The sequence below is a fragment of the Thauera sp. DNT-1 genome (assembly GCF_055393985.1).
Genome location: NZ_AP043752.1, coordinates 1,009,841 through 1,031,428, shown reverse-complemented (window position 1 = coordinate 1,031,428; position 21,588 = coordinate 1,009,841). Strand labels below are relative to the sequence as shown.

Sequence of the window (21,588 nt, the reverse complement as noted above, 5' to 3'; positions counted from 1 at the left end):
GCCATGACCGAAGCCCGACCGTCGATCCTGCAATACTGGTCCGCCGTGATCCGGACCACCGTGAAGCTGTGGCTGGAAGCCCAGGTCTTCGTACATGCGGCTGCGCTGGCGTTCTTCACCGTGTTCTCGGTGGCGCCGGTGGTGATCATCGCGGTCAGCCTGGTGGGCCTGGTGCTCGGCGAGAGTGCGGCTCAGGGCCGCATCGCCGAGCAGCTCGAGGTGGCGATCGGGCCGGAGGTGGCGGCTGCGATCCAGACCGCGGTGGTCAACAGCCGCATCCAGCACAGCGGGCTGCTGCCCACGATCGCCGGCGTCGGTGCCATCGTGTTCGGCGCGACGACGGTATTCACCCAGATGCAGGAATCGCTCAACGCGATCTGGGGAGTGGCGCCGCGGCCCACGCGCAGCGGCGTGTTCATCCATCTCAAGACGCGCCTCCTGTCGCTCGCGGTGGTGCTCGGCATCGGCTTCGTGCTGCTGGTGTCGCTGTCGCTGAGCATCTTCGTGCGCGCGCTCGTCGCCTTCGCGCAGGACTGGCTGCCGGTGCCGGTGGGGCTGATCATCGGGCTGGACTGGGCGATCGCGCTGCTGGTGGTGACGCTGCTCTTCGCCACCATCTTCCGCGTGCTGCCCGAGGTGGTGCTGGGCTGGCGTGACGTGCTGCCGGGCGCCTTCGTCACCGCGCTGCTGTTCGCGCTCGGGCGCGCGCTGATCGCGATCTACCTGTCGACCACCGCGACCGCGTCCACTTACGGGGCGGCGGGCTCGCTGGTGCTGCTGCTGCTGTGGGTGAATTACTCCTCGTTGATCCTGCTCTTCGGCGCCGCGTTCACGCGCGCCCATCTGGAGGCGCGCGGCCGGACGGTGCGGCCGCGCGCGACGGCGGTGCTGGTGCATCGCCAGCTGATCGAGGATTGAGTCCGCCTCCCGTGGGTGGCTCGGCCGCGCTCCGCTCAGTTGCGCAGCAGCTGCAGCTTGAAGTGCTGCTGGATGAAGGCCTGGAAGCTGGCGACGCCCTCCAGGGCGAGGCGCAGCTCGCCCTGCTGCATCGCGTTCAACTGGTCGAGGGCGATGTAGTTGCCCGGCTTGCGCCCGCCGCGCAAGGCTTCGACCTGGCCGCGCAGTCGCATCCGCACCAGGAAGTCGAAGGCGGCGCGCAGGTCGGCGACCTGTTCGGGCTTGAGCACGCCGGCCTCGACCAGCGCCTCCATGCGGTCGTGGGTGCTGCCGTCGAGCCGGCGCGCCTCCATCGCCAGCGCCTTGATGCCGTCGGTGATGGCGAAGATGCCGGCCTTCTTGAGGTCGACCTCGCCGCGGCGCTCGCCGGATTTTTCCACCTTGATGCGGCCGAACCAGCCCAGCGGCGGGGCGAAGTTGACCATGTTCTGCGCCATCCGCACGAGGAAGCCCTGCTCGTGGCTCATGTAGTGCAGCGCGTGTTCGCGCAGGGTGTCGGCGAGCTCCCGCCGACCGTAGAGCGGGCGCAGGTCCATGAACATGCTGCCGGTCATCACGTTGTCGGGCGTCGGCGTCGATAGCCACTGCGTGAGCTCGCGCTTCCAGGCCGTCAGACTGCGCCGCCAGGCGGGGTTGCGCGCCATGATGCCGCCGGGGCAGGGTGGCACGCCGATCGAGATCAGGGCGTCGATGAGTTCGTTGGAGAAGGCTTCGAGCCGCGCCAGCGCCTCGCCCTGCACCGAGTCGGCGTAAAGGATGGCGTTGTCCTGGTCGGTCGATAGCGTCTGTTCGCCGCGCCCTTCGCTGCCCATCACCACGAAGGCGAAGTCGGTGGTGAGATCGGGGTAGCGATCGCGGCGCAGCAGGTCGATCAGGCGGATCAGGACCTGGTCGTTGAGGTTGGCGATCAGCTTCACCGTGTCGCGGATTGCGATGCCGGTGCCGGCGAGATGCACGATCAGCTGCTGGATGCGCTGATGCAGCTCGCGCAGGGCGTCGATCGATTCGGCCTTCTCGATGTCGAGCACGAGCTGGTGGGGCGAGTGCGCCTGCAGGCGCAGCAGGTCGGTGACGGTGACGATGCCGGCGAGTGCGCCCTTGCGGTCGACCACGACGAGGCGGTGGATGCCGTGGCGCGACATGCGGTAGAGCGCCTCGTAGAGCACGTCGTCCTCGCCGATGGTGATCACCGGCGCGCTCATCACGTCGCGCACCCGGAGCCCCGCCGGGTCGCGCCCAGCGGCGATCACCTTGTTGCGCAGGTCGCGGTCGGTCAGGATCGCCGTCGGGTGCGCGCCGTCGACGACGACCACGCAGGAGATGCTCATCTCGCGCATGCGGCCGACGATATCGACCAGCGCGTCGTCGGCGCTGCAGCTCACCACGCGGCGCTGCTCGATCTCCCGGATCGGACGAAAGAACTCGTTTTCTCCTGCCATGGCTGCTCCCCGGGGTGCGTCGAATTCGCCATTTTACCCGGGCGCGGCCGTTTCAGCCCGCCGTCGCCGCGGCTGCGAGCAGCGCGCCGGGGTCGAGTGCGACCACCTCGCCGATCATGATCAGCGCCGGCGCGCGGATGCCGGCCGCGCGCACTGCCCCGGGCAGGGTCGCGAGCGTGGCATGCACGCCGCACTGCCGCGGTGTGGTGGCGGCGTGGATCACCGCCGCCGGCGTGTCCGCCGCCAGTCCGTGGGAGATCATCTGCGTACAGATGATCTCGAGCGCGCCGAGGCCCATGTAGACCACCACGGTCTGGCGCGGGCGGGCGAGCGCCGCCCAGTCGAGGTCGACGGTGTCGTCCTTGAGGTGGCCGGTGGCGAACACCAGGGTCTGCGCGTGCTCGCGGTGGGTGAGCGGGATTCCGGTGGCCGAGGCCGCGCCCGCCGCGGCGGTGATGCCGGGCACGATCTCGCACTCGACGCCGGCCTCGAGCAGGGCCTGCATCTCTTCGCCGCCGCGCCCGAAGATGAAGGGATCGCCGCCCTTGAGTCGCACCACGTCGTGCCCTTCGCGTGCGAGTTCGACGAGCAGGCGGTTGATCTCGTGCTGGGCGAGGGCGTGGTTGCCGGCTTCCTTGCCCGCGTACAGGCGACGCGCGGCGGGCGGGATCAGCGCCACCACCGCCTCGCCGACGAGATGGTCGTAGACGACCACTTCGGCGCCGGTGATCAGGCGCAGCGCCTTCACGGTGAGAAGGTCGGGGTCGCCCGGGCCGGCGCCTACCAGATGGACCTTGCCATGTCCCTGCGCACGCGTGGATCGCGGCCGCTCGCCGATGCCCTCGGGCGTGCCGCGGGGCGGCAGGGCGGCGCGACTGGCGCGAAGGGAGCGCGGCTTGGCCGCGCCGGCCGGCGAAGCATCCGATCGAAAGGTTCCTGCCTGCATGATGTGGGCTCCAGCACGGTCTCGGGAAATCCGTTGCGGCGAAAAATCGGTTCCGCCAGGGGCCGGAAAACGCTTGTCCAGGACACCGCGAAATCCGCGGGCGTGCGCATGGCGACGTCGTTCCGGCGTCCCCGAACTTTATCCTCGGCGCTGGTGTGGAAAATTAATTCACATCAAGGATGGGCCTGCCCCGGAAAAACCATACTGCCGTCGCAATGTTGTTTCACATCCCGTGTCGTGTAAGGAGAGGGCTATGCAAAAGAAAGGTTTGATCGGATCGGCGTTTGCCATGGGGGTGCTGTCCCTCGCGATGAGCAGCGCCTGGGCCCAGGAAGCGCCCAAGCTGACCGCCGAGGAGATGGAAAAAGGCAAGCAGATCTACTTCGAGCGCTGCGCAGGTTGCCACGGCGTGCTGCGCAAGGGCGCCACCGGCAAGAACCTCGAGCCGCACTGGACCAAGACCGCTCCGGACGGCACCAAGCTGGAGGGCGGCACCCTCAAGCTCGGCACCGAGCGCCTCGAGAAGATCATCTCGTACGGCACCGAAGGCGGCATGGTCAACTACGATGACATCCTGACCAAGGAAGAGATCAACCTGATGGCGCGTTACATCCAGAACACGCCTCCGATCCCGCCCGAGTTCTCGCTCAAGGACATGAAGGACAGCTGGAAGCTGCTGGTCCCCGTCAAGGATCGTCCGACCAAGCAGATGAACAAGGTCAACCTGAAGAACGTGTTCGCGATCACCCTGCGCGACGCGGGCAAGCTGGCCCTGGTCGACGGCGACACGCACAAGATCTGGAAGATCCTCGATACCGGCTACGCGGTGCATATCTCGCGCCTGTCGGCCTCGGGGCGCTACGTCTACACCGTCGGTCGCGACGGCCTGACCACCATCATCGACATGTTCTACGAAGAGCCCACCACGGTCGCCACCGTGCGGCTGGGTTCGGACGCCCGCTCGGTCGATACCTCGAAGTTCAAGGGCTACGAGGACAAGTATCTGATCGGCGGCACCTACTGGCCGCCCCAGTACTCGATCATGGACGGCGAGACGCTCGAGCCGATGAAGATCGTGTCGACCCGCGGCAACACCGTCGATGGCGACTATCACCCCGAGCCGCGCGTGGCCTCCATCGTGGCCTCGATGACCAAGCCGGAGTGGGTGGTCAACGTCAAGGAAACCGGCCAGATCCTGCTGGTCGATTACTCCGACATCAAGAACCTGAAGAGCATCGCGATCGAGTCGGCCAAGTTCCTCCACGACGGTGGCTGGGACATGTCCAAGCGCTACTTCATGGTTGCCGCCAACGCGTCCAATAAGGTCGCTGCGGTCGACACCAAGGAAGGCAAGCTGGCCGCGCTGGTCGACACCGCCAAGATCCCGCACCCGGGGCGCGGCGCCAACTTCGTCCATCCCAAGTTCGGTCCGGTGTGGTCGACCGGCCACCTCGGCGACGCCGTGGTCTCGCTGATCTCGACGGCTTCCGACGATCCCAAGTTCTCCAAGTACAAGGAGTACAACTGGAAGGTCGTCGAACAGCTGAAGATGCCGGGCGCCGGCAACCTGTTCGTCAAGACGCACCCGAAGTCCAAGCACTTCTGGGCGGATGCGCCGATGAACCCGGAGCGTGAAGTGGCCGAGTCGGTGTACGTGTTCGACATGAACGACCTGTCGAAGGCACCCGTCGCCCTCAACGTCGCCAAGGACTCGGGCCTGCCCGAGAGCAAGGCGATCCGCCGCGCCGTGCAGCCGGAGTACAACGAGGCTGGCGACGAAGTGTGGATCTCGCTGTGGGGCGGCAAGACCGACCAGTCCGCGATCGTGATCTACGACGACAAGACGCTGAAGGTCAAGAAGGTGATCACCGACCCGGCGATCGTCACGCCGACCGGCAAGTTCAACGTGTACAACACGATGCACGACGTCTATTGATCGATCTTCCGGTCAAGCTCTGAAAAACCCCCGCGCCCCTGGCGCGGGGGATCGAGGGGAAGAGTTCCATGTCTGATCGAAACAGCGACAACTCCAAACAAGAAAATTCGGGCGGCCTGTGGGCACGCCTGCGCCGCCCTTCCGCCAAGTCGCTGGGCGGCCTGTTGGCTGTCGGATTCATTGTGGGCGTGCTGTTCTGGGGCGGCTTCAACACCGCGCTGGAGGCCACGAACACCGAGAAGTTCTGTATTTCCTGCCACGAGATGTATGACAACGTGTACCAGGAGTACAAGCAGACGATCCACTACAGCAACCGGACCGGGGTGCGCGCGACCTGCCCGGACTGCCATGTTCCGAAAGAGTGGACGCACAAGATGATCCGCAAGGTTCAGGCGTCCAAGGAGCTGTGGGGCAAGATGGTCGGCACCATCGACACGCGCGAGAAGTTCGAGGCCAAGCGCCTGGAGCTGGCGCGCAACGAGTGGAAGCGGATGAAGGCGGTGGACTCGCGCGAATGCCGCAACTGCCACAGCCTCGAGAGCATGAATCCCGAGGTTCAACGGCAGCGCGCGCGCAAGCAGCACGAGATTGCGAAGGAAGACAACATGACCTGCATCGACTGCCACAAGGGCATTTCCCACAATAAGCCGGCAGGCATGACCGAGGCGGACGAGGAGTAAGATCCCTCGTGCATCACAGGCCAACCCAAGCACAGCGAGGATATGACGATGAAGAAGAACCTGATTGCCGGCGCCGTCGGTGCTCTCCTGGCTATCGGTACGGGTAGCGCGCTCGCAGCCGCGCCCGACTGGAGCAAGGTCCAGGGCAAGGACATCACCGCCTTCTACCCCGGCGTGTCGCCGCTGGAGTGGATCCAGAAGGGTACCGAGCACGGTGGCGCGCGCGCGCTCAAGAAGGGCGAGACCTGTGCCGACTGCCACAGCGACGAAGCGGGTGACATGGGCAAGAAAATGGCCAGCGGCCAGAAGATCGAGCCCAGTCCGATCCCCGGCAAGGCCGCCTTCATTCCGGTGAAGGTGCAGGCCGCGCACGACGGCGAGAACCTCTACATCCGCTTCTCCTGGAAGCAGCCGGCCGCCTCGGGTGGGGCGAAGATGGACGAGAAGAACCCGGTCAAGATCGCGTTCATGCTCGAGTCGGGCGGCAAGGTCGAACTCGCCGACCAGGCGGGTTGCTGGGCGACCTGCCACACCGATTCGCGCACCATGCCCGGTGCGGACGACGCCAAGACGAAGTACGTCAAGGGCGGCTCGGTCGCCGAGGGTAAGTTCTACGACCTCTACCAGTGGCGCAGCGGCGAGAACAAGGGCTACAACGGCTACGTCGCCGAAAAGCGCGTGATGGAAGGCGGCAACGCCCTGGTCAGCGCCGAAGGCAAGAAGGACGGCGACAACTGGTCGGTGGTGTTCACCCGCAAACTCGCTGCGGGCGACGGTGACGTGAAGCTCGAGTCGGGCAAGGCCTACAACTTCGGCTTCGCGATCCACGACGACAACGCGGCGGGTCGATTCCACCACGTTTCGCTCGGCTACAAGCTCGGCCTCGACACCGACGGCCACATCAAGGCGGCCAAGCAGTAATCCGGTCCGATCCCGCCCATGCCCCTGGGCGGTGTTCGATACGGCGGAAGCATCCGGCGAACCCGGGGCTTCCGCCGTTGTCCTTTGCGGTGGATCCATCGCGACTGCGTGGTCGCGTGGGCATGAAACGGGAGATTTCCATGAACGCCAGACTCGTTCCGGCAAGTCTGTTCGCGGTCGCAATCGGGCTTTCCGCGGCCGTTCCGGCGCAAGCCGCCGAACATCAGGTCGTGGTGGAGAAATACGCCTTTTCGCCGATGGAGTTGCGCATCAAGCGTGGCGACACCGTGACCTGGGTAAATAACGAAAAGCGGGTGAGTCATTCGGTGCTGCTGATCGGCCGCAACGAGGAGTCGGAGCGCTTTTTCCCCGGCGAGAAGTGGTCGCGCGCCTTCCCGGAGGCCGGGCGCTTCGAGTACCGCTGCGGACCGCATCCGGAAATGCTCGGCGTGGTGATCGTCGCCGAATGATGCGCGCGTGGCTCGCCGACGGATTTCGCTCGTGGGCCCTGGCGGTCGAGGTGGAAAGGGTGCGTGAGCGGATGCAGCGGGTGCGGCGGAGACCCCTCGCCCTTCGAGGTTGATGCGAGTCAAGGTTTCGACCCGGTCGAGGCCCCATGCTCTTCACCGATGCCTTACCGTCGGATGCCAGCATGAAGATTCCGCCACTCCTCGCCCACGCCGTCGTCTTCCTCGGCGCAGCGCTCGTCTCGGCCTATGCCGCAGCCTCCGGGCACGTCCCGGTCGAGCCCGCTCCGGCGCGTGCGCGCGAACTGGTCCACATCGTCCGCCAGGATTGCGGTTCCTGTCATGGCCTGACCTTCAAGGGCGGGCTCGGCCCCGCACTGACCGCCGAGGCGCTTGCCGACAAGCCGGCCGAGGGCCTTGTGGCCACCATCGTCGGTGGCCGTCCGGGGACGCCGATGCCGCCTTTCCAGTCCATCCTCTCCGAAGCCGAGGCGGAGTGGATCGTGTATTGGCTGATGCGCGGTTTTCCCGCCGATGCCGGCCTGCCGCAGGCCCCCGCGCGCAACTGAACCATCGCCGTCCGTCGTACGGCCCCCGTGCCACGCCCCTGTTGGCGAGTGCGGACGGCAGTCTTCCCGGTGGCCCTCCGCCACCCCAAGTTCCCGGAGCTCCCATGTCTTGCCGTGAAGTTCGTCTCGCACCGCCCGCCCTATGGGGCGTGGTCCTCTCCGCCATGGTCGTGCTGCTGTCGGCCTGTTCGAGCGTGCCGCCGGTCGCCGTGCGCGGCACCGGCGACCTCGGCGTGGTGATCGAGCGTGCCGACGGCAAGGTCAAGGTGATCGAGACCACTGGCCGCAGCGTGCTGGCCACCGTGGATGGCCTGGGCGATCTCTCCCACGCCTCGGTGGTTTTCTCGCGCGATGGCCGCTACGCCTTCGTGTTCGGGCGCGACGGCGGGCTGACCAAGGTCGATCTGCTGGCGCGCCGGATCGTCGGCCGCAAGGTCCAGGCGGGCAATGCGATCGGCGGCTCGATCTCGCACGACGGCAGCCTGGTGGTGGTGCAGAACTACGAACCGGGCGGCATCAAGGCCTTCGACGCCGACACGCTCGAGCTCGTCGCCGATGTGCCTGCGACCACGGACGACGGCACCCGCTCCAAGGTGGTGGGCCTCGCCGACCTCTCGGGCAAGCGCTTCATCTATTCGCTGTTCGAGGCGGGCGAGATTCGCATCACCGACTTCTCCGACCCGAAGAATCCGCTGACCCGGCGTTTTGCCGGCGGCAAGCAGCCCTACGATGCACTGGTCACGCCCGATGGCCGGTACTACATCGCCGGCCTGTTCGGCGAGGACGGCCTTGCCCTGATCGACCTGTGGAACCTCGACAAGGGCAGCCGCAAGATCCTCTCCGGCTACGGTCGTGGCGAGCAGCCCCTGCCGGTGTTCAAGATGCCCCACCTGCGCGGCTGGTCGATCGCCGGCAATCGGGCCTACCTGCCCGCCATCGGTCGCCACGAGGTGCTGGTGGTCGACACCGCCACCTGGCAGGAGGTCGATCGCATCCAGGTGAAGAGCCAGCCGGTGTTCGCCATGGCGCGCCCCGACGGGCGCGAGATCTGGGTGAACTTCGCCTTCCCCGACAACGGCTGGGTGCAGGTCATCGACACCGTCTCCGGCAAGGTCACCGACACCCTGCAGCCGGGCCGCGGCATCCTGCACATGGAGTTCCTCTCCAAGGGCCACGAGATCTGGTTGTCGGCGCGCGACGACAACAAGGTCGTGATCTACGACACCGCCAGCAAGCAGCCGATCGGCGGCTTCGAGTCGGCGAGCCCGAGCGGCATCTTCTTCACCACGCGCGCCGCGCGCACGGGCTTCTGATGCCGCGCCAGGCCATCCTGCCCGCGGCGCTCGACGCCACCGGCTTCCGCCTGCTCAACGAGTGGCAGCGTGACTTCCCGCTCGAGCCGCGACCTTTCGCACGCATCGCGCAGGCGGTGGGCGCCGCCGAGGAAGACGTCATCGCGGCCTACCGCGACCTGAGCGCGCAAGGCCTGGTGAGCCGGGTGGGCGCGGTGTTCGCCCCGCGTCGCCTGGGTGCGAGCGCACTCGCGGCCCTGGCCGCGCCGCCGGAGCGCCTGGAGGAGGTCGCCGCGCGCGTCACGCGCGAGCCGGCGATCAACCACAACTACCAGCGCGAGCATCGCTACAACCTCTGGTTCGTGGTCACCGCGGCCTCGCGTGCGCAACTCGAAGAGGTGGTCGCCGGCATCGAGCGCGACACCGGCTGTGCGGTCATCGTGCTGCCGCTGGAAGAAGAGTTCCACATCGACCTGGGCTTCGACCTCAAGGCGGGCGGGGAGGGGCGGCGACCGCATGCGGGCGCGCGCGGCGATGAGCCGATCGCACGGGGCGACGCCGAGGGCGGCTGCGCGTTGCCTGCGCTCGAACGCAAGCTGATCGGCGCGCTGCAGGGCGGCCTGGTGCTGGACGCGCGCCCCTTCGCCACGCTGGCGGCGTGCGTCGGCCTCACCGAGGGCGAGGTGATCGCCTGCATCGCGCGCTGGGTGGACGAGGGCTTGATCCGCCGCTTCGGCGTGGTCGTGCGCCACCATGAGCTCGGCCTCGAGGCGAACGCCATGTGCGTGTGGGACGTCCCCGACGCCGAGGTCTCCGGGCTTGGTCGCCGGCTCGCGCAGGAGGCGGCGGTCACGCTGTGCTACCGCCGCCGCCGCGTGCTGCCCGGCTGGCCGTACAACCTGTTCTGCATGATCCACGGCAGCGCGCGCGAGGAGGTGCTGGCCGCGCGGGCGGATCTCGCCGCGCGCCTCGGCCTCGACCGCCATCCGCACGCGGTGCTGTTCAGTTGCCGGCGTTTCAAGCAGACCGGCGCGCGCTATCTCGACGCCAAGGATCTCGCCCATGTCTGAAGCCCAGCCGGCCGCGTCGGTCGGCCGTCGTGGCGTGGCCGCGAAGCGTGCGCCCGACGACACCGACCGTCGCCTGATCAATGCCATCCAGGGCGAGTTCCCGCTCTCCGAGCGCCCCTTTGCCGAGGTCGGCGTCCTGCTCGGCCTGGCGGAGGACGAGGTGATCGCGCGCCTGCAGTCGCTGCTCGACGACCGCGTGCTGACCCGTTTCGGGCCGATGTACCAGATCGAGCGCATGGGCGGCGCCTTCTGCCTGGCCGCGATCGCGGTGCCCGAGGCGCAGTGGACGAGCGCGGTGGAGGCGGTCAATGCCTTCCCCGAGGTCGCGCACAACTACCGCCGCGAGCACGCGCTCAACATGTGGTTCGTGCTCGCCACCGAGACGCCGGAGGGCATCGCCGACTGCGCGCGCCGCATCGAGGCCGCTACCGGCTTGGTGGTGCATCTGTTCCCCAAGGAACGCGAGTACTTCGTCGAGATGAGGCTGGAGGCCTGATGGTGCAAGGCATGTCCGGGAACGGAGCCCTCGCGCGGGCGGATGCGCAGGATGCCGCGGGTGCCGGCATGGATGAAGCTGCCCTTGCGGAGTTCGACCGCCGCCTCGTGCTCGCCACCCAGGGCGGCCTGCCGCTGGTTCCACGCCCCTACGCCGCGCTGGCCGAGACGCTCGGCGTGGCCGAGGGCCGCGTGCGCGAGCGCCTCGCCGCCATGCTCGCCGACGGCCGCATTCGCCGCATCGGCGCGGTGCCCAACCACTACGCCATCGGCTACACCGCCAATGGCATGAGCGTGTGGGACATCGACGCCGCGGTGATCGACGCGGTCGGCGAGCGCGTCGGTGCGCTCGACTTCGTCACCCACTGCTACCGCCGCCCGCGCCATCTGCCCGACTGGCCCTACAACCTGTTCGCGATGGTGCACGCCGCCAGCCACGAGGCCGCGCTCGCGCGCGTGGAAGAGATCGCCGCGCTGATCGCGGCGGAGTTTCCTGGTGCCTGCCGCAACCGCGACGTGCTGTTCTCGTCTGGCATCCTGAAAAAGACGGGCCTGCGCATCGGCGCCTGATCCGGCAAGCGACTCTTCCGGCCGGCACGAGCGCCCGCCCCGGGCACCCTTGACGCGCATCATTTTCATTCGCGGGCGCCTCGGGTGAAATGGCCAGCATTCAGGAGGCTCCCATGTTCCGCATCTCCCAATTCATCCGCGAGCTCGACCACCCCACGCCTGCCGGCCCCCGCCGCAACCCGCCAGGTCCGGTGGTGATCTGGAACCTGATCCGGCGCTGCAACCTCACCTGCGAGCACTGCTACTCGATCTCGGCGGACAAGGATTTCCCCGGCGAGCTGAACACACAGGAAGTCTTCAAGGTCATGGACGACCTCAAGGACGCACGCGTGCCGGTGCTGATCCTGTCCGGTGGCGAGCCGCTGCTGCGCCCCGACATCTTCGACATCGCCCGCCGCGCCAAGGGTATGGGCTTCTACGTCGGCCTGTCGTCCAACGGCACCCTGATCGACGAATCCAACATTGATGCGATCGACGAGATCGGCTTCGACTACGTCGGCGTCAGCCTCGACGGCATCGGCGCCACGCACGACCACTTCCGCCGCAAGCAGGGCGCCTTCGAGGCCTCGATGCACGGCATCCGCCTGTGCCGCGAGCGCGGCATCAAGGTCGGCGTGCGCTACACGATGACCGAGGGCAACGCCCACGACCTGCCCGCGCTGTTGAAGCTGGTCGAGGACGAGGCCATCGACAAGTTCTACTTCTCGCACCTGAACTACGCCGGGCGCGGCAACAAGAACCGCGCCGGCGACGCCCGCCACCGCACCACCCGCGAGGCCATGGAGCTGCTTTTCGAGACCTGTCTCGACCTGCACCGGCGTGGCATCGACAAGGACTTCGTCACCGGCAACAACGATGCCGACGGCCCCTTCCTGCTGCACTGGGTGCAGCGCCGCTTCCCCGACAAGGCCGCCCACATCGAGGCCAGGCTGCGCCAGTGGGGCGGCAACGCCAGCGGGGTGAACGTCGCCAACATCGACAACCTGGGCATCGTGCACCCGGACACCATGTGGTGGCACGTGCCGCTTGGCAACGTGCGCCAGCGCGCCTTCGGCGAGATCTGGAACGACCTGTCGAACCCGCTGCTCGCCGGCCTCAAGCAGCATCCGCGCAAGCTGGAGGGGCGCTGCGGCGCGTGCAAGTACCTGGAGATCTGCAACGGCAGCTCGCGCGTGCGCGCGGAGCAGGTCACCGGCAACCCGTGGGCGGAGGACCCGGCCTGCTACCTCTACGACGAGGAGATCGGCGTGAATCCGGCAGACTACGGCGCCGAGCGCGTCGTCACGACGCCCTGGACCCGCATCGACAAGGTTTCCGCATGAAGATCCGCGCCTCGACCCTGACCGGCCTGTTCGCACTCGCCGGTGCACTGGTCGTCTTGCCTGCCGCCGCTTCGCCGGACAAGGCCGTCGCTCGGGCCGCGTCCGGGGCAGCGGCGTCGCCGGCTGCCATCGACGTACCCGCGCTCTACGCGCAGCATTGCGCGGCCTGCCATGCGCCCAATCGCCTCGGAGCGATGGGGCCCGCGTTGCTGCCCGACAACCTGGGCCGCCTGCGCAAGAGCGAGGCTGCCAAGGTGATCGCCGAGGGCCGGCCCGCGACCCAGATGGCCGGCTTCGCCGCGCAGCTGGGCAAGGACGAGATCGCCGCGCTCACCGAGTGGATCTACACCCCGGTGGTGCCCGAGCCGCGCTGGACCGACGAGGACATCCGCGCCTCGCGCGTCGTCCATGTCGACACCGCGACCCTTTCCGACAAGCCGGTGTTCGACGCCGACCCGCTCAACCTCTTCCTGGTGGTGGAGGCGGGCGACCACCACGTCAGCGTGCTCGACGGCGACAGGCTCGAGCCGATCCACCGCTTCCAGTCGCGCTTCGCGCTGCATGGCGGGCCCAAGTTCGCCGCCAACGGGCGCTACGTGTTCTTCGCCTCGCGCGACGGCTGGATCACCAAGTTCGACCTGTGGAACCTGAAGGTCGTGGCCGAGGTGCGTGCCGGCATCAACACCCGCAACGTCGCCGCATCGCCCGACGGCACCCACGTCGCGGTGGCCAACTACCTCCCCAACACGCTGGTGCTGCTCGACGGCGAGCTGAACCTGGTCAAGACCATCCCGGCGATGGACCGCGACGGCAAGAAGAGCTCGCGGGTGTCGGCGGTGTACGACGCCACCCCGCGCCAGTCCTTCATCGCCGCGCTCAAGGACGTCGGCGAGGTGTGGGAGATCAGCTACACGAAGGCGGTCGAGGACATCCCGGTCAGCTACATCCACGACTACACACAGCGCGAAGGCAGCTTCATTCCCGGTTACCTCAACCCGCGCCGCACCATCCTCGCCGAGGTGCTCGACGACTTCTTCTTCACCCAGGACTATTCCGAGCTGATGGGGGCCTCGCGCGAGGGGGTCGGACAGGTGGTGAACCTCGACGTGCGCAAGAAGATCGCCAATCTGCCGCTTGACGGCATGCCGCACCTGGGCTCTGGCATCACCTGGGAATGGCAGGACCCCGCCGCCGGTCCGGGCGCCAGGCCGCGCACGGTGATGGCGAGCACCAACCTCAAGGCGGGCGAGGTCACCGTGATCGACATGAAGACCTGGGAGGTGGTGAAGCGCATCCCCACCCGCGGCCCGGGCTTCTTCCTGCGCAGCCACTCCAGCAGCCGCTATGCGTTCGTCGATTCGATGATGAGCGCGGAGGCCAAGCACATCCTGCAGGTCATCGACAAGCAGACGCTGGAGGTGGTGCGCGAGATCACCGGTGAGCCGGGCAAGACGCTCGCCCACGTCGAGTTCACCCGCGATGGCCGCCATGCGCTCGCCAGCCTGTGGGAGGACGATGGCGCGGTGATCGTCTATGACGCGCGGACCCTCGAGGAGGTCAAGCGCCTGCCGATGAGAAAGCCTGTGGGCAAGTACAACGTATGGAACAAGATCACGCGCGAGGAAGGCACCAGCCACTGATTCCTCCCGGCCGGGCAGGTGTGCGGCCGTGCGCAGCTTCATCCGCCTTCAACCCGTTCAGCAGAAAAGAGAACCGAACATGGCGCTGATCCGCCTCGACGAACCCACCACCAAACGCATTCCGCCCGACACCTTCTCGCTGTGGGCGCTCGCCTTTCGTCCCTTCTACCTGCTCGCCGCACTGTTCGCAGCGATCGCGGTGCCGGTTTGGGCGGTGGCCTACTCGGGCGCGATCGACCTGCCCATGCCGGGAATCTGGTGGCATTCGCATGAGATGATCTTCGGCTTCGCCGTGGCGGTGATCATCGGCTTCCTGTTCACCGCAGGGCGCAACTGGACCGGGCTCGACACCCCGACGGGCAAGCCGCTCATGGTGCTCGCCGCGGTGTGGCTCGCCGGGCGCCTGGCGATGGCCTTCGGCAGCGGAGCCTGGGTGGCCATCGTCGATCTGGCCTTCCTTCCGGTCGCGGCGGGGATGCTGCTGAAGGTGCTGATCAAGGCCAAGAGCAAGCGCAACTACTTCGTCGGTGCGCTGCCCGCGATGCTCGCGCTCGCGAACCTGTTCTTCCACCTCGCCGTGCTCGGCGTGATCGAGGCCGATCCGCTGACCGCCATGCACCTGGCCCTCGGCCTGGTGGTGGTGCTGGAGACCATCGTCGGCGGCCGCGTGATCCCGATGTTCATCTTCAACGCGGTACGTGGCGTCAAGCAGTGGCGCAACGTGAAGGTCGACTGGGCGGCGGCGATCGCCACCGGTATCGCGCTGCTGCTGTGGGCGCTGGGTGCCGGAGGCTGGGCGGGTGTGGTGTCGTTGATCGCAGCCGTTCTGCAGGCGGTGCGGCTAGGCGGCTGGAACCCTTGGGCGACGCGCGGCCATCCCATCCTGTGGGTGCTGCAACTGGCCTATCTGTGGATTCCGCTCGGCCTGGCGCTGCTCGCGCTTACCCAGTTCGGCGTGCTGCCGCGCTCGGCCGGAGTCCATGCCCTGGCCATCGGCGCGACCGGCGGCCTGATCATCGGCATGATTACCCGCACCGCGCTCGGCCACACCGGCCGCATGCTGATCGCCGGTCGCATCGAGACCGCGGCCTACGCCCTGGTGCTGATCGCCGCGCTGGTGCGGGTGCTGACCGTGGGCTTCTTCCCGGCCGCACAGTTCGGCGGCGTGCATGCGGCCGCCACGCTGTGGTCGATCGCCTTCCTGCTCTACCTGTGGCGCTACGCCCCTTACCTCTGGTATGCGCGGGTGGACGGCAAGGAGGGTTGAGCGCTTGCGGGGCGCCCACAAACAGGAAAGGGGCCTGCGGGCCCCTTTTGCATCGCCCGGACATTCACGACGGCTCAAGAATCGCCCTGCAGGAGCGATGCGAGACGCGATTGCGACGTTCCGGAAGCGTGGGTGCGGGTTTGACGCGCTGAAAGGCGTGACCCTCAACCCAGGCTTCGGCGCAGGCGGCCGATGTCGGGGATGTGGATGGTGCGGCCTTCGATCTGGATGAGGCCTGCGCTGGTGAGTTCGCTGAGGATGCGGGAGAAGTGTTCCTGGGTGAGGTTGAGCCGCGAGGCGATCGTGCCCTTGCTGGTGGGCAGGCGCAACGACACCGAGCCTTCGGCCACCCCGTCGCCGTCACGCTCCTCTTCGCGCAGCAGATAGCCCACCACGCGGTCGCGACCCGAACGCAGCGAGTAGCTCTCGACGTCGGCCATCAGCAGATGCAGTCGCTGGGCCAGGCCGGCGATGATCTTGCGGCAGAACAAGGGATCGCCCGACATTTCCTCGAAGAAGATCTGCTTGCCGATGTGCAGCAGGGTGGCGTCGGTCAGTGCCTGCGCCATCACGACGTAGGGCTTTTCCATGAACATCACCGCCTCGCCGAAGCTGCGTCCGGCGTAGAGGATGTCGACCACCTTCTCGTTGCCCTCGGCCGAGGTGAAGGCGAGCTTGATCTGGCCGTCGAGGATGAGGTGGAAGCCGTGGCAGGGGTCGCCGCGATGGAACAGGATCTCGCCGCGCGCGACCCGTACCTCGCGCACACCACGCGCGAAGCGGACGATATCCTCGCAGGCGAGGCCGTTGAAAAGCGGCGCGCGCGCGAGCAACCGGCACAGGCGGTCGATCTCCGTGACCGGGCTGGCGGGGGAGGAATCGATCCGGACAGGTCTTTCCCCGACCGGGGTGGCGTTACGAGGCATGGCTTCAGCGGGTGAGCTGGGCATAGAACATGGGCAGGCGTGCGGGCAACTCGTCGGGTTGGCGGATCACCGCGTAGCCGGCCGGACCGAAGAGGTGCGGCAGGTAGCTTGCGCCTTCGCGGTCGATGGTAACGCAGAACGGCACCACACCGCGGTTGCGTGCCTCGACGACGGCGACGCGGGTGTCCTCGATGCCGTAGCGGCCGTCGTAGAGATCGAGGTCGTTGGGTTTGCCGTCGGACAGGATCAGCAGGATGCGGCGTGCGGCGCGCTGGCGGTCGAGGATCGTGGTGGCGTGGCGGATCGCCGCGCCCAGGCGGGTGTAGTAGCCCGGCTTGATCGCCATGATGCGGCCGCGCGCGCGGTCGTCGAAGCGCTGGTCGAAGTCCTTGAGGCGGTGGAAGCGCACGTTGCTGCGCTTGACCGAGGAGAAGCCGCATAGCGCGAAGCTGTCGCCGGTGGCGAGCAGGGCTTCGCCGAAGAGCAGCAGCGAGTCGCGGATGACGTCGATCACACGCGCCTCGGAGGAGACCCAGGAATCGGTCGACAGCGACAGATCGGCCAGCGCCAGGCAGGCGAGGTCGCGCTCGCGCTTCTCGAGCGAGAGGTAGAGCTGATCGGACGGATGGTGGCCGGTGGCGCGGTCGGTGGCGGCGCGCACCACCGCGTCGAGGTCGAGCTCGGTGCCGTCGACCTGCGCCTTGAGCCAGCGTCTGCCCGGAGTGAGCGCGGCGAACTGGCGGTGCAGCCGGCGCGCAGTGCGGCGCAGGTGCTCGGGCAGGGCGCAGGGGGCGGCGCGCGGGTCGTGGATCGAGGGGGTGAGCTCGGCGAGGCGGACGTGGTCCTCGAGCAGCAGGTTCTTGCGGTAGTCCCACTCGGGCAGCGGGATGCCGTCGCCGAGCACGACGTCGTCCTCGGCAGCCGAGGGCAGGTCGAGGTCGAAGCGCACCTTGGAGGCGACGCGCTCGCCGTCGCGGGTGATCGACAGGTGGTCGAGGTTGGCGGCGGCGTCGGCGGCGTTGTCGTCGGGCTCGTCGTCGGTGCTGCGCTGGACCTTGATGAACTCCGCCACCGACAGCAGGCTCTCGGCGCGGAAGGGGATGATCATGCCGTGCTTTTCCGGCATTTTCTCCTGGCGCTCGACACGGTGGGCCTGGCGGCTGCTGTCCTTGCCGGGACGGCTGGCGCCGGCCTCGCCGAGCTCGCCGCCCGCGCCGGCGCCGCCGCTGCCGCCCGCGGCGCTGGCGTGGAACTCGCTCAGCCACAGCAGCACGGGCTGGGTGGCGCGCGCCTTGGCGGGCAGGCGGGGCAGGGCGGCGACGCTGCCGGGGGCGTGCAGGGCGAGGCGGATCAGCTTCTCGCGTTCGGCCTCGGCGGGCGGCAGCTTGTCGAGCCTGGGGCGCTGGGCGATCATCGCGTCGACCAGGCGGCGGTAGCGTGCCTGGATGCCCGGCCAGCGCGCCAGGGCGCGCAGGGTGGCGGCCTGGTTCTCGCGCAGCTCGCGGGTGGCGGCCTCGTCGATCGGCTCGTCGGGCACGGGGCCGAGCGCGGGGTGGCCGTCGCCATCCTCCGCGGGGGGCGCGGCGGCCACGGCGGCGAGCCAGAGGTAGAGGTCGCGGTTGAGGCCGCGCTCGGGCAGCACGTCGAGCTCGGGCGGCAGGCGCAGCGTGGACACGTCCATGCGCGCGCGCGCGACGCGTTCGTCGGCGCCGGCGATGCGCTGCAGCAGGCTGCGCCGCGCGCCATGCTCGTCGGTGGTGGCGGCCGCCAGGCGCAGGCCGGGGTCGCCGCCGAGGGCGCGGAAGAACACGCCCGCGGTCTTCTCGATGTCGCGCAGGCGGACCGCCGCCTTGGGGAAGTGTCCGCCGGCGGCGCGGGTGATGAGGCGGTGCCAGAGCAGGCCTACGGTTTCTTCCATGGCGTCAGCGATCCTTGAGTGCGCGGAACCCGGCCTCGTTCTGGCGCGCCGCCTCGCCGGCCACCCAGGACAGCAGCGGCCCCTGCGGGTTGGCGTGCTGGGTGGTCGCGCAGGCGTCGACGCATTGGCGGCACTGGGTGCAGGTGAACATGTGGCGCTTGATGTTGCGCGGGCGCAGCCGCATCGGGCAGGCGGCGTCGCAGGCGGACTGGCGGTCGGGCAGGCAGTTCGAGCAATCGCTCGCGCGCTCGCGCTCGAAGCCGACCACCAGCGCGTCGCGGTTGCCCATCCAGGCCAGGCTCTGGAACAGCCCGACGGCGCACACGAAGCGGCAGAACAGGTGACGTGCGAAGAGGAACTCGAGGCTCAGCACCACCGTGGCCGCGGTGAGGAAGATCGCCTGGTTGCGCGTGAGCTCGCCGGCGAAGAGGTTGCCGTACACCTGCGCGGGCGGCAGCAGGTAGGTGAGCAGCACCACCGCCCACAGGAAGGCGAAGCCCACCGCCGCCGGCACGACGACGCCCCACCAGCGCGCGTCCACCCGCGCGGGGCGGCCGTCGGGCTTCCACGCCGGCAGCAGGTGGCGGTCCCATACCGAGGCCTTGCCCGAAGCGCGCGCCATCAGCCGGTTGATCGACTCCACCACCGAGAAGTGCGGGCACAGCCAGCCGCAGTACAGCCGTCCCCACTTCCACGCCGCGCCGATGACCAGCGCGGCGAGCGCGAGCAGGGGCACGAAGAGATTCAGGATGATGCTCCCGGCCGCCTCGAGTGCGCTCGCCTGGCCGGCGAGGAAGGGGTCGAGGCCGAGCCGCCATTCCATGCCGAGCAGCCAGGCGTGGTCGGCGTCGAGGTCGTAGCGGAAGAGATCGAATACCGGCGCGAGCACGAAGAGCGCGAAGAAGCCGGCCTGGAACGCACGCCGGCGGCGCTGCATCGCCGCGGCGGCGGCCGCATCGCCCGCAGGGGCGGTCGCGATCGGGATGACGCGCTGCGGTTTGCGCGCAGGGGCTCCGGTGTTCATCGTGGTCACCGGCCGGCTCAGGAGGGCTCGCGCGGTCCGAACACCGGGAAGCGCCAGCTGCGGCCGTTGATCGCGCGCGACAGGCCCATCACGCCGAGCAGGATCAGGCTCGAGTGGACGAAGGTGAAATAGAGCACCCCGATCACCCAGGTCCACGGATTGTCGAAGCCGCCGAGCAGGAAGATCGCGACGCTGATCACGACCAGCAGCAGCCCGCCCCAGATGCAGGTCCACCCGGTCTGGCGCAGGTGATTGCGCACCAGCGGATCGGGGTGCCCGCGATGCAGGTACCACAGCACCATCAGCGCGAGGAATGCCAGCCCGGGCAGGAGCATCAGGTTGATCAGGAACAGCGCCTCGGCGACGACCGCCAGGCGCGGGCCGGGCATGACGTGGCGGAGCGGATCGGCGCGCTTGATTTCCATCTCGATGTCCCGGCCTTCAGCGGCCGAAGGTGGCGGCGACCACCTCCATCAGTCCCTCGGCGACGTCGGCGTCGTCGGTCAGGCTCTCGACGATGCCGACCCGGCTGGCGGCGACCGGGTCCATGCCGTCCTTGACGAGCAGGGCGGTATACACGAGCAGGCGGGTGCTCGCGGCCTCTTCCAGGTCGCGGTCCTTGAGCGCGCGCAGCGCGTTGGCGATGGCAACCAGGCGCTTGGCCAGGTCCGGTGCGCAGGCGGTCTCGCCGATCAGCACCGCCTCTTCCTGCTCGGGGCGCGGGAAGTCGAAGCGCAGGCTGACGAAGCGCTGGCGGGTCGAAGGCTTCATGCCCTTGAGCAGGTTCTGGTAGCCGGGGTTGTAGGACACCACCAGCATGAAGGAGGGTGGCGCCTCGAGGAGCTCGCCGGTGCGGTCGATCGGCAGCACGCGACGGTCGTCGGCGAGCGGGTGCAGCACCACGGTGGTGTCCTTGCGTGCCTCGACCACCTCGTCGAGGTAGCAGATGCCGCCTTCGCGTACCGCGCGGGTGAGCGGGCCGTCGCACCACATCGTCTTGCCGTCGCCGATCAGGTGGCGGCCGACCAGGTCGGAGGCGGTGAGGTCGTCGTGGCAGGCCACGGTGTACAGGGGCAGGCCGAGGCGGGCGGCCATGTGCGAGACGAAGCGCGTCTTGCCGCAGCCGGTGGGGCCCTTGATCAGCAGGGGCAGGCGGTTCTTCCAGGCGTGCTGGAAGATGTCCACCTCGTCGCCGGCGGGTTGGTAGAAGGGAATGTCGAGGTTGGGCGTATCGGGCTTCATTGGGCGAGTCCCTTGATGTAGGCGATGGCGATCAGCGCCCAGACGACGATGATCCAGCCCATCGTGATCGCGCGCCAGAGCAGCGGTGCATGGCGCAGCGCCATGAAATCGAGGATGACCACCGCGCCCTTCCAGAACGAGATCGCGGCGAGGATGGCGACGCCCCAGGTGCCGGTCACGCCGAGCGAGCCCATGCCCCAGGTGGCGACGGTGGCGAGGATCAGGGTGGCGAACAGGATCGTGGAGCCGCGGGGCGTTCCGTGCATGCGTGCGCTCATGGCGGGCTCCTCAGTGGATGACGTAGACGAGCGGGAAGAGGATCAGCCAGACCAGGTCGACCATGTGCCAGTAGGCGGCGCCGGTCTCCAGTCCGTTCATCTCGCCCGGGCGGTAGCGGCCCTGGCGCGCGCCGTTCCACATCGCGATCAGGATTACCAGACCCAGGATCACATGCATGAAGTGGAAGAAGGTCAGCGACAGGTAGAACATGTGGAAGGTGCTGCTCGAGAGGCTGATGTTGTGCTCGAACGCTGCGGCGTACTCGCTCAGCTTGACGACGATGAAGCCGAGGCCGGTGAGGATCGCGCCGCCCAGCCAGTTGGCGCACTGTCGCGAGGCCTGGGCCTCGGCGGCCTGCACGGCGCGCACCACGAAGTAGCTCGCAGTGAGCAGCAGCACGGTGTTGAGCGCGCCCGCGTTGCGGTTGAGTGCGGCCTGCTCGGCGGCGAAGAGTTCGATGTTTTTGGCGCGCGCGAAGGCGTAGGCGGCGAAGAAGACCCCGAAGGCGAGCAGCTCGGCGAGGATGAAGAACCAGATCGCGAGGTCGCCCGCAAGGCGGGGGCCGTGCGCCTGTGCCGGTCCGCCGGCCGGCAGGGAACTCGGCGGAGTGGTGACGGTATTCATGCGG

At 68.3% G+C, this 21,588-nt stretch carries 22 protein-coding genes; 13 read left to right on the top strand and 9 right to left on the bottom strand.

The annotated features are described in order from the left end of the window. Positions 1 to 3 precede the first annotated feature (3 nt). Positions 4 to 918 (top strand): YihY/virulence factor BrkB family protein, encoded by a 915-nt coding sequence (locus tag ACZ5PP_RS04875; RefSeq protein WP_464826816.1) that lies wholly within the window; start codon positions 4 to 6, stop codon positions 916 to 918. 35 nt (positions 919 to 953) lie between these two features. Here ACZ5PP_RS04875 and ACZ5PP_RS04870 read toward each other — a convergent pair whose 3' ends face one another. Together ACZ5PP_RS04870 and cobA are read right to left on the bottom strand one after the other, a co-directional pair. Continuing rightward, the gene (locus tag ACZ5PP_RS04870) at positions 954 to 2,396 is read right to left on the bottom strand and encodes a putative nucleotidyltransferase substrate binding domain-containing protein (RefSeq protein ID WP_273421659.1); all 1,443 of its coding nucleotides are present in this window, start codon (positions 2,394 to 2,396) and stop codon (positions 954 to 956) included. A 52-nt stretch (positions 2,397 to 2,448) separates the two neighbouring features. Beyond that, positions 2,449 to 3,342: a uroporphyrinogen-III C-methyltransferase gene (gene cobA, locus ACZ5PP_RS04865; RefSeq protein ID WP_004301736.1), complete on the bottom strand. Its 894-nt coding sequence runs from the start codon at positions 3,340 to 3,342 to the stop codon at positions 2,449 to 2,451. A gap of 253 nt (positions 3,343 to 3,595) precedes the next feature. Here cobA and ACZ5PP_RS04860 point away from each other — a divergent pair, with 253 nt between their 5' ends. The 12 genes from ACZ5PP_RS04860 to ACZ5PP_RS04805 all read left to right on the top strand — a co-directional run bounded on the left by ACZ5PP_RS04860 (position 3,596) and on the right by ACZ5PP_RS04805 (position 15,571). Continuing rightward, a complete protein-coding gene (locus ACZ5PP_RS04860; RefSeq protein WP_004301737.1) occupies positions 3,596 to 5,278 on the top strand; it encodes a cytochrome D1 domain-containing protein in 1,683 nt (560 codons plus the stop codon). A gap of 68 nt (positions 5,279 to 5,346) precedes the next feature. Continuing rightward, a complete protein-coding gene (locus tag ACZ5PP_RS04855; protein WP_004301738.1) occupies positions 5,347 to 5,958 on the top strand; it encodes a NapC/NirT family cytochrome c in 612 nt (203 codons plus the stop codon). 42 nt (positions 5,959 to 6,000) lie between these two features. Next, positions 6,001 to 6,879: an ethylbenzene dehydrogenase-related protein gene (locus ACZ5PP_RS04850; protein ID WP_004301739.1), complete on the top strand. Its 879-nt coding sequence runs from the start codon at positions 6,001 to 6,003 to the stop codon at positions 6,877 to 6,879. A gap of 140 nt (positions 6,880 to 7,019) precedes the next feature. Continuing rightward, positions 7,020 to 7,349, top strand: a complete 330-nt coding sequence (locus tag ACZ5PP_RS04845; RefSeq protein WP_012585576.1) for a cupredoxin domain-containing protein — start codon at positions 7,020 to 7,022, stop codon at positions 7,347 to 7,349. Between the two features lie 182 nt (positions 7,350 to 7,531). Continuing rightward, positions 7,532 to 7,915 carry a c-type cytochrome gene (locus tag ACZ5PP_RS04840; RefSeq protein ID WP_040828605.1) on the top strand — a complete coding sequence of 128 codons (384 nt, stop codon included), beginning with the start codon at positions 7,532 to 7,534 and terminating at the stop codon, positions 7,913 to 7,915. A gap of 104 nt (positions 7,916 to 8,019) precedes the next feature. After that, positions 8,020 to 9,228, top strand: a complete 1,209-nt coding sequence (locus tag ACZ5PP_RS04835; RefSeq protein ID WP_043745785.1) for a cytochrome D1 domain-containing protein — start codon at positions 8,020 to 8,022, stop codon at positions 9,226 to 9,228. Beyond that, the gene (ahbB, locus tag ACZ5PP_RS04830) at positions 9,228 to 10,277 is read left to right on the top strand and encodes a siroheme decarboxylase subunit beta (protein ID WP_043745782.1); all 1,050 of its coding nucleotides are present in this window, start codon (positions 9,228 to 9,230) and stop codon (positions 10,275 to 10,277) included. The genes ACZ5PP_RS04835 and ahbB (ACZ5PP_RS04830) overlap by 1 nt, the downstream gene beginning before the upstream one ends. Then, entirely contained in the window at positions 10,270 to 10,773 is a 504-nt protein-coding gene (locus ACZ5PP_RS04825; protein WP_004301749.1) for an Lrp/AsnC family transcriptional regulator, read from the top strand. The genes ahbB (ACZ5PP_RS04830) and ACZ5PP_RS04825 overlap by 8 nt, the downstream gene beginning before the upstream one ends. Positions 10,774 to 10,841: 68 nt before the next feature. Then, complete coding sequence (ahbB, locus tag ACZ5PP_RS04820; protein ID WP_231570786.1) at positions 10,842 to 11,342, top strand: siroheme decarboxylase subunit beta; 501 nt, start codon at positions 10,842 to 10,844, stop codon at positions 11,340 to 11,342. A 113-nt stretch (positions 11,343 to 11,455) separates the two neighbouring features. Further along, entirely contained in the window at positions 11,456 to 12,664 is a 1,209-nt protein-coding gene (gene nirJ / locus ACZ5PP_RS04815) for a heme d1 biosynthesis radical SAM protein NirJ (RefSeq protein ID WP_004301753.1), read from the top strand. Beyond that, on the top strand, positions 12,661 to 14,304 hold the full coding sequence (locus ACZ5PP_RS04810) for a cytochrome D1 domain-containing protein (protein WP_004301755.1): 1,644 nt from the start codon (positions 12,661 to 12,663) through the stop codon (positions 14,302 to 14,304). The genes nirJ and ACZ5PP_RS04810 overlap by 4 nt, the downstream gene beginning before the upstream one ends. A 79-nt stretch (positions 14,305 to 14,383) precedes the next feature. Then, a complete protein-coding gene (locus tag ACZ5PP_RS04805) occupies positions 14,384 to 15,571 on the top strand; it encodes an NnrS family protein (RefSeq protein ID WP_004301758.1) in 1,188 nt (395 codons plus the stop codon). Positions 15,572 to 15,735: 164 nt separating this feature from the next. Here the strand turns inward: ACZ5PP_RS04805 and ACZ5PP_RS04800 are convergent, their stop codons facing one another. The 7 genes from ACZ5PP_RS04800 to ACZ5PP_RS04770 are packed head-to-tail and all read right to left on the bottom strand — an operon-like array spanning position 15,736 to position 21,584. Then, positions 15,736 to 16,497, bottom strand: coding sequence for a Crp/Fnr family transcriptional regulator (locus ACZ5PP_RS04800; RefSeq protein ID WP_464826815.1), 762 nt, complete (start codon positions 16,495 to 16,497; stop codon positions 15,736 to 15,738). Positions 16,498 to 16,501: 4 nt separating this feature from the next. Beyond that, the gene (locus ACZ5PP_RS04795; protein WP_012585573.1) at positions 16,502 to 18,415 is read right to left on the bottom strand and encodes a nitric oxide reductase activation protein NorD; all 1,914 of its coding nucleotides are present in this window, start codon (positions 18,413 to 18,415) and stop codon (positions 16,502 to 16,504) included. A gap of 4 nt (positions 18,416 to 18,419) precedes the next feature. Then, positions 18,420 to 19,439 carry a 4Fe-4S binding protein gene (locus ACZ5PP_RS04790; RefSeq protein ID WP_012585572.1) on the bottom strand — a complete coding sequence of 340 codons (1,020 nt, stop codon included), beginning with the start codon at positions 19,437 to 19,439 and terminating at the stop codon, positions 18,420 to 18,422. A gap of 17 nt (positions 19,440 to 19,456) precedes the next feature. After that, the gene (locus ACZ5PP_RS04785) at positions 19,457 to 19,864 is read right to left on the bottom strand and encodes a magnetosome magnetite crystal formation protein family (protein ID WP_004304121.1); all 408 of its coding nucleotides are present in this window, start codon (positions 19,862 to 19,864) and stop codon (positions 19,457 to 19,459) included. A 16-nt stretch (positions 19,865 to 19,880) separates the two neighbouring features. Then, entirely contained in the window at positions 19,881 to 20,681 is an 801-nt protein-coding gene (locus tag ACZ5PP_RS04780) for a CbbQ/NirQ/NorQ/GpvN family protein (RefSeq protein WP_004304119.1), read from the bottom strand. After that, positions 20,678 to 20,959 carry a cytochrome C oxidase subunit IV family protein gene (locus ACZ5PP_RS04775; protein ID WP_004304117.1) on the bottom strand — a complete coding sequence of 94 codons (282 nt, stop codon included), beginning with the start codon at positions 20,957 to 20,959 and terminating at the stop codon, positions 20,678 to 20,680. Before ACZ5PP_RS04775 ends, ACZ5PP_RS04780 begins: the two co-directional genes overlap by 4 nt. A 10-nt stretch (positions 20,960 to 20,969) precedes the next feature. After that, positions 20,970 to 21,584 (bottom strand): cytochrome c oxidase subunit 3, encoded by a 615-nt coding sequence (locus ACZ5PP_RS04770; RefSeq protein WP_004304115.1) that lies wholly within the window; start codon positions 21,582 to 21,584, stop codon positions 20,970 to 20,972. Between the last annotated feature and the right edge of the window lie 4 nt (positions 21,585 to 21,588).

What these genes read in the sequence shown, in the direction of transcription:
- ACZ5PP_RS04875 (WP_464826816.1), top strand. Translation starts at nt 4, where the DNA reads ATGACCGAAGCCCGACCGTCGATCCTGCAATACTGGTCCGCCGTGATC.
- ACZ5PP_RS04870 (WP_273421659.1), bottom strand. Translation starts at nt 2,396, where the DNA reads ATGGCAGGAGAAAACGAGTTCTTTCGTCCGATCCGGGAGATCGAGCAG.
- cobA (WP_004301736.1), bottom strand. Translation starts at nt 3,342, where the DNA reads ATGCAGGCAGGAACCTTTCGATCGGATGCTTCGCCGGCCGGCGCGGCC.
- ACZ5PP_RS04860 (WP_004301737.1), top strand. Translation starts at nt 3,596, where the DNA reads ATGCAAAAGAAAGGTTTGATCGGATCGGCGTTTGCCATGGGGGTGCTG.
- ACZ5PP_RS04855 (WP_004301738.1), top strand. Translation starts at nt 5,347, where the DNA reads ATGTCTGATCGAAACAGCGACAACTCCAAACAAGAAAATTCGGGCGGC.
- ACZ5PP_RS04850 (WP_004301739.1), top strand. Translation starts at nt 6,001, where the DNA reads ATGACGATGAAGAAGAACCTGATTGCCGGCGCCGTCGGTGCTCTCCTG.
- ACZ5PP_RS04845 (WP_012585576.1), top strand. Translation starts at nt 7,020, where the DNA reads ATGAACGCCAGACTCGTTCCGGCAAGTCTGTTCGCGGTCGCAATCGGG.
- ACZ5PP_RS04840 (WP_040828605.1), top strand. Translation starts at nt 7,532, where the DNA reads ATGAAGATTCCGCCACTCCTCGCCCACGCCGTCGTCTTCCTCGGCGCA.
- ACZ5PP_RS04835 (WP_043745785.1), top strand. Translation starts at nt 8,020, where the DNA reads ATGTCTTGCCGTGAAGTTCGTCTCGCACCGCCCGCCCTATGGGGCGTG.
- ahbB (WP_043745782.1), top strand. Translation starts at nt 9,228, where the DNA reads ATGCCGCGCCAGGCCATCCTGCCCGCGGCGCTCGACGCCACCGGCTTC.
- ACZ5PP_RS04825 (WP_004301749.1), top strand. Translation starts at nt 10,270, where the DNA reads ATGTCTGAAGCCCAGCCGGCCGCGTCGGTCGGCCGTCGTGGCGTGGCC.
- ahbB (WP_231570786.1), top strand. Translation starts at nt 10,842, where the DNA reads ATGGATGAAGCTGCCCTTGCGGAGTTCGACCGCCGCCTCGTGCTCGCC.
- nirJ (WP_004301753.1), top strand. Translation starts at nt 11,456, where the DNA reads ATGTTCCGCATCTCCCAATTCATCCGCGAGCTCGACCACCCCACGCCT.
- ACZ5PP_RS04810 (WP_004301755.1), top strand. Translation starts at nt 12,661, where the DNA reads ATGAAGATCCGCGCCTCGACCCTGACCGGCCTGTTCGCACTCGCCGGT.
- ACZ5PP_RS04805 (WP_004301758.1), top strand. Translation starts at nt 14,384, where the DNA reads ATGGCGCTGATCCGCCTCGACGAACCCACCACCAAACGCATTCCGCCC.
- ACZ5PP_RS04800 (WP_464826815.1), bottom strand. Translation starts at nt 16,497, where the DNA reads ATGCCTCGTAACGCCACCCCGGTCGGGGAAAGACCTGTCCGGATCGAT.
- ACZ5PP_RS04795 (WP_012585573.1), bottom strand. Translation starts at nt 18,415, where the DNA reads ATGGAAGAAACCGTAGGCCTGCTCTGGCACCGCCTCATCACCCGCGCC.
- ACZ5PP_RS04790 (WP_012585572.1), bottom strand. Translation starts at nt 19,439, where the DNA reads ATGAACACCGGAGCCCCTGCGCGCAAACCGCAGCGCGTCATCCCGATC.
- ACZ5PP_RS04785 (WP_004304121.1), bottom strand. Translation starts at nt 19,864, where the DNA reads ATGGAAATCAAGCGCGCCGATCCGCTCCGCCACGTCATGCCCGGCCCG.
- ACZ5PP_RS04780 (WP_004304119.1), bottom strand. Translation starts at nt 20,681, where the DNA reads ATGAAGCCCGATACGCCCAACCTCGACATTCCCTTCTACCAACCCGCC.
- ACZ5PP_RS04775 (WP_004304117.1), bottom strand. Translation starts at nt 20,959, where the DNA reads ATGAGCGCACGCATGCACGGAACGCCCCGCGGCTCCACGATCCTGTTC.
- ACZ5PP_RS04770 (WP_004304115.1), bottom strand. Translation starts at nt 21,584, where the DNA reads ATGAATACCGTCACCACTCCGCCGAGTTCCCTGCCGGCCGGCGGACCG.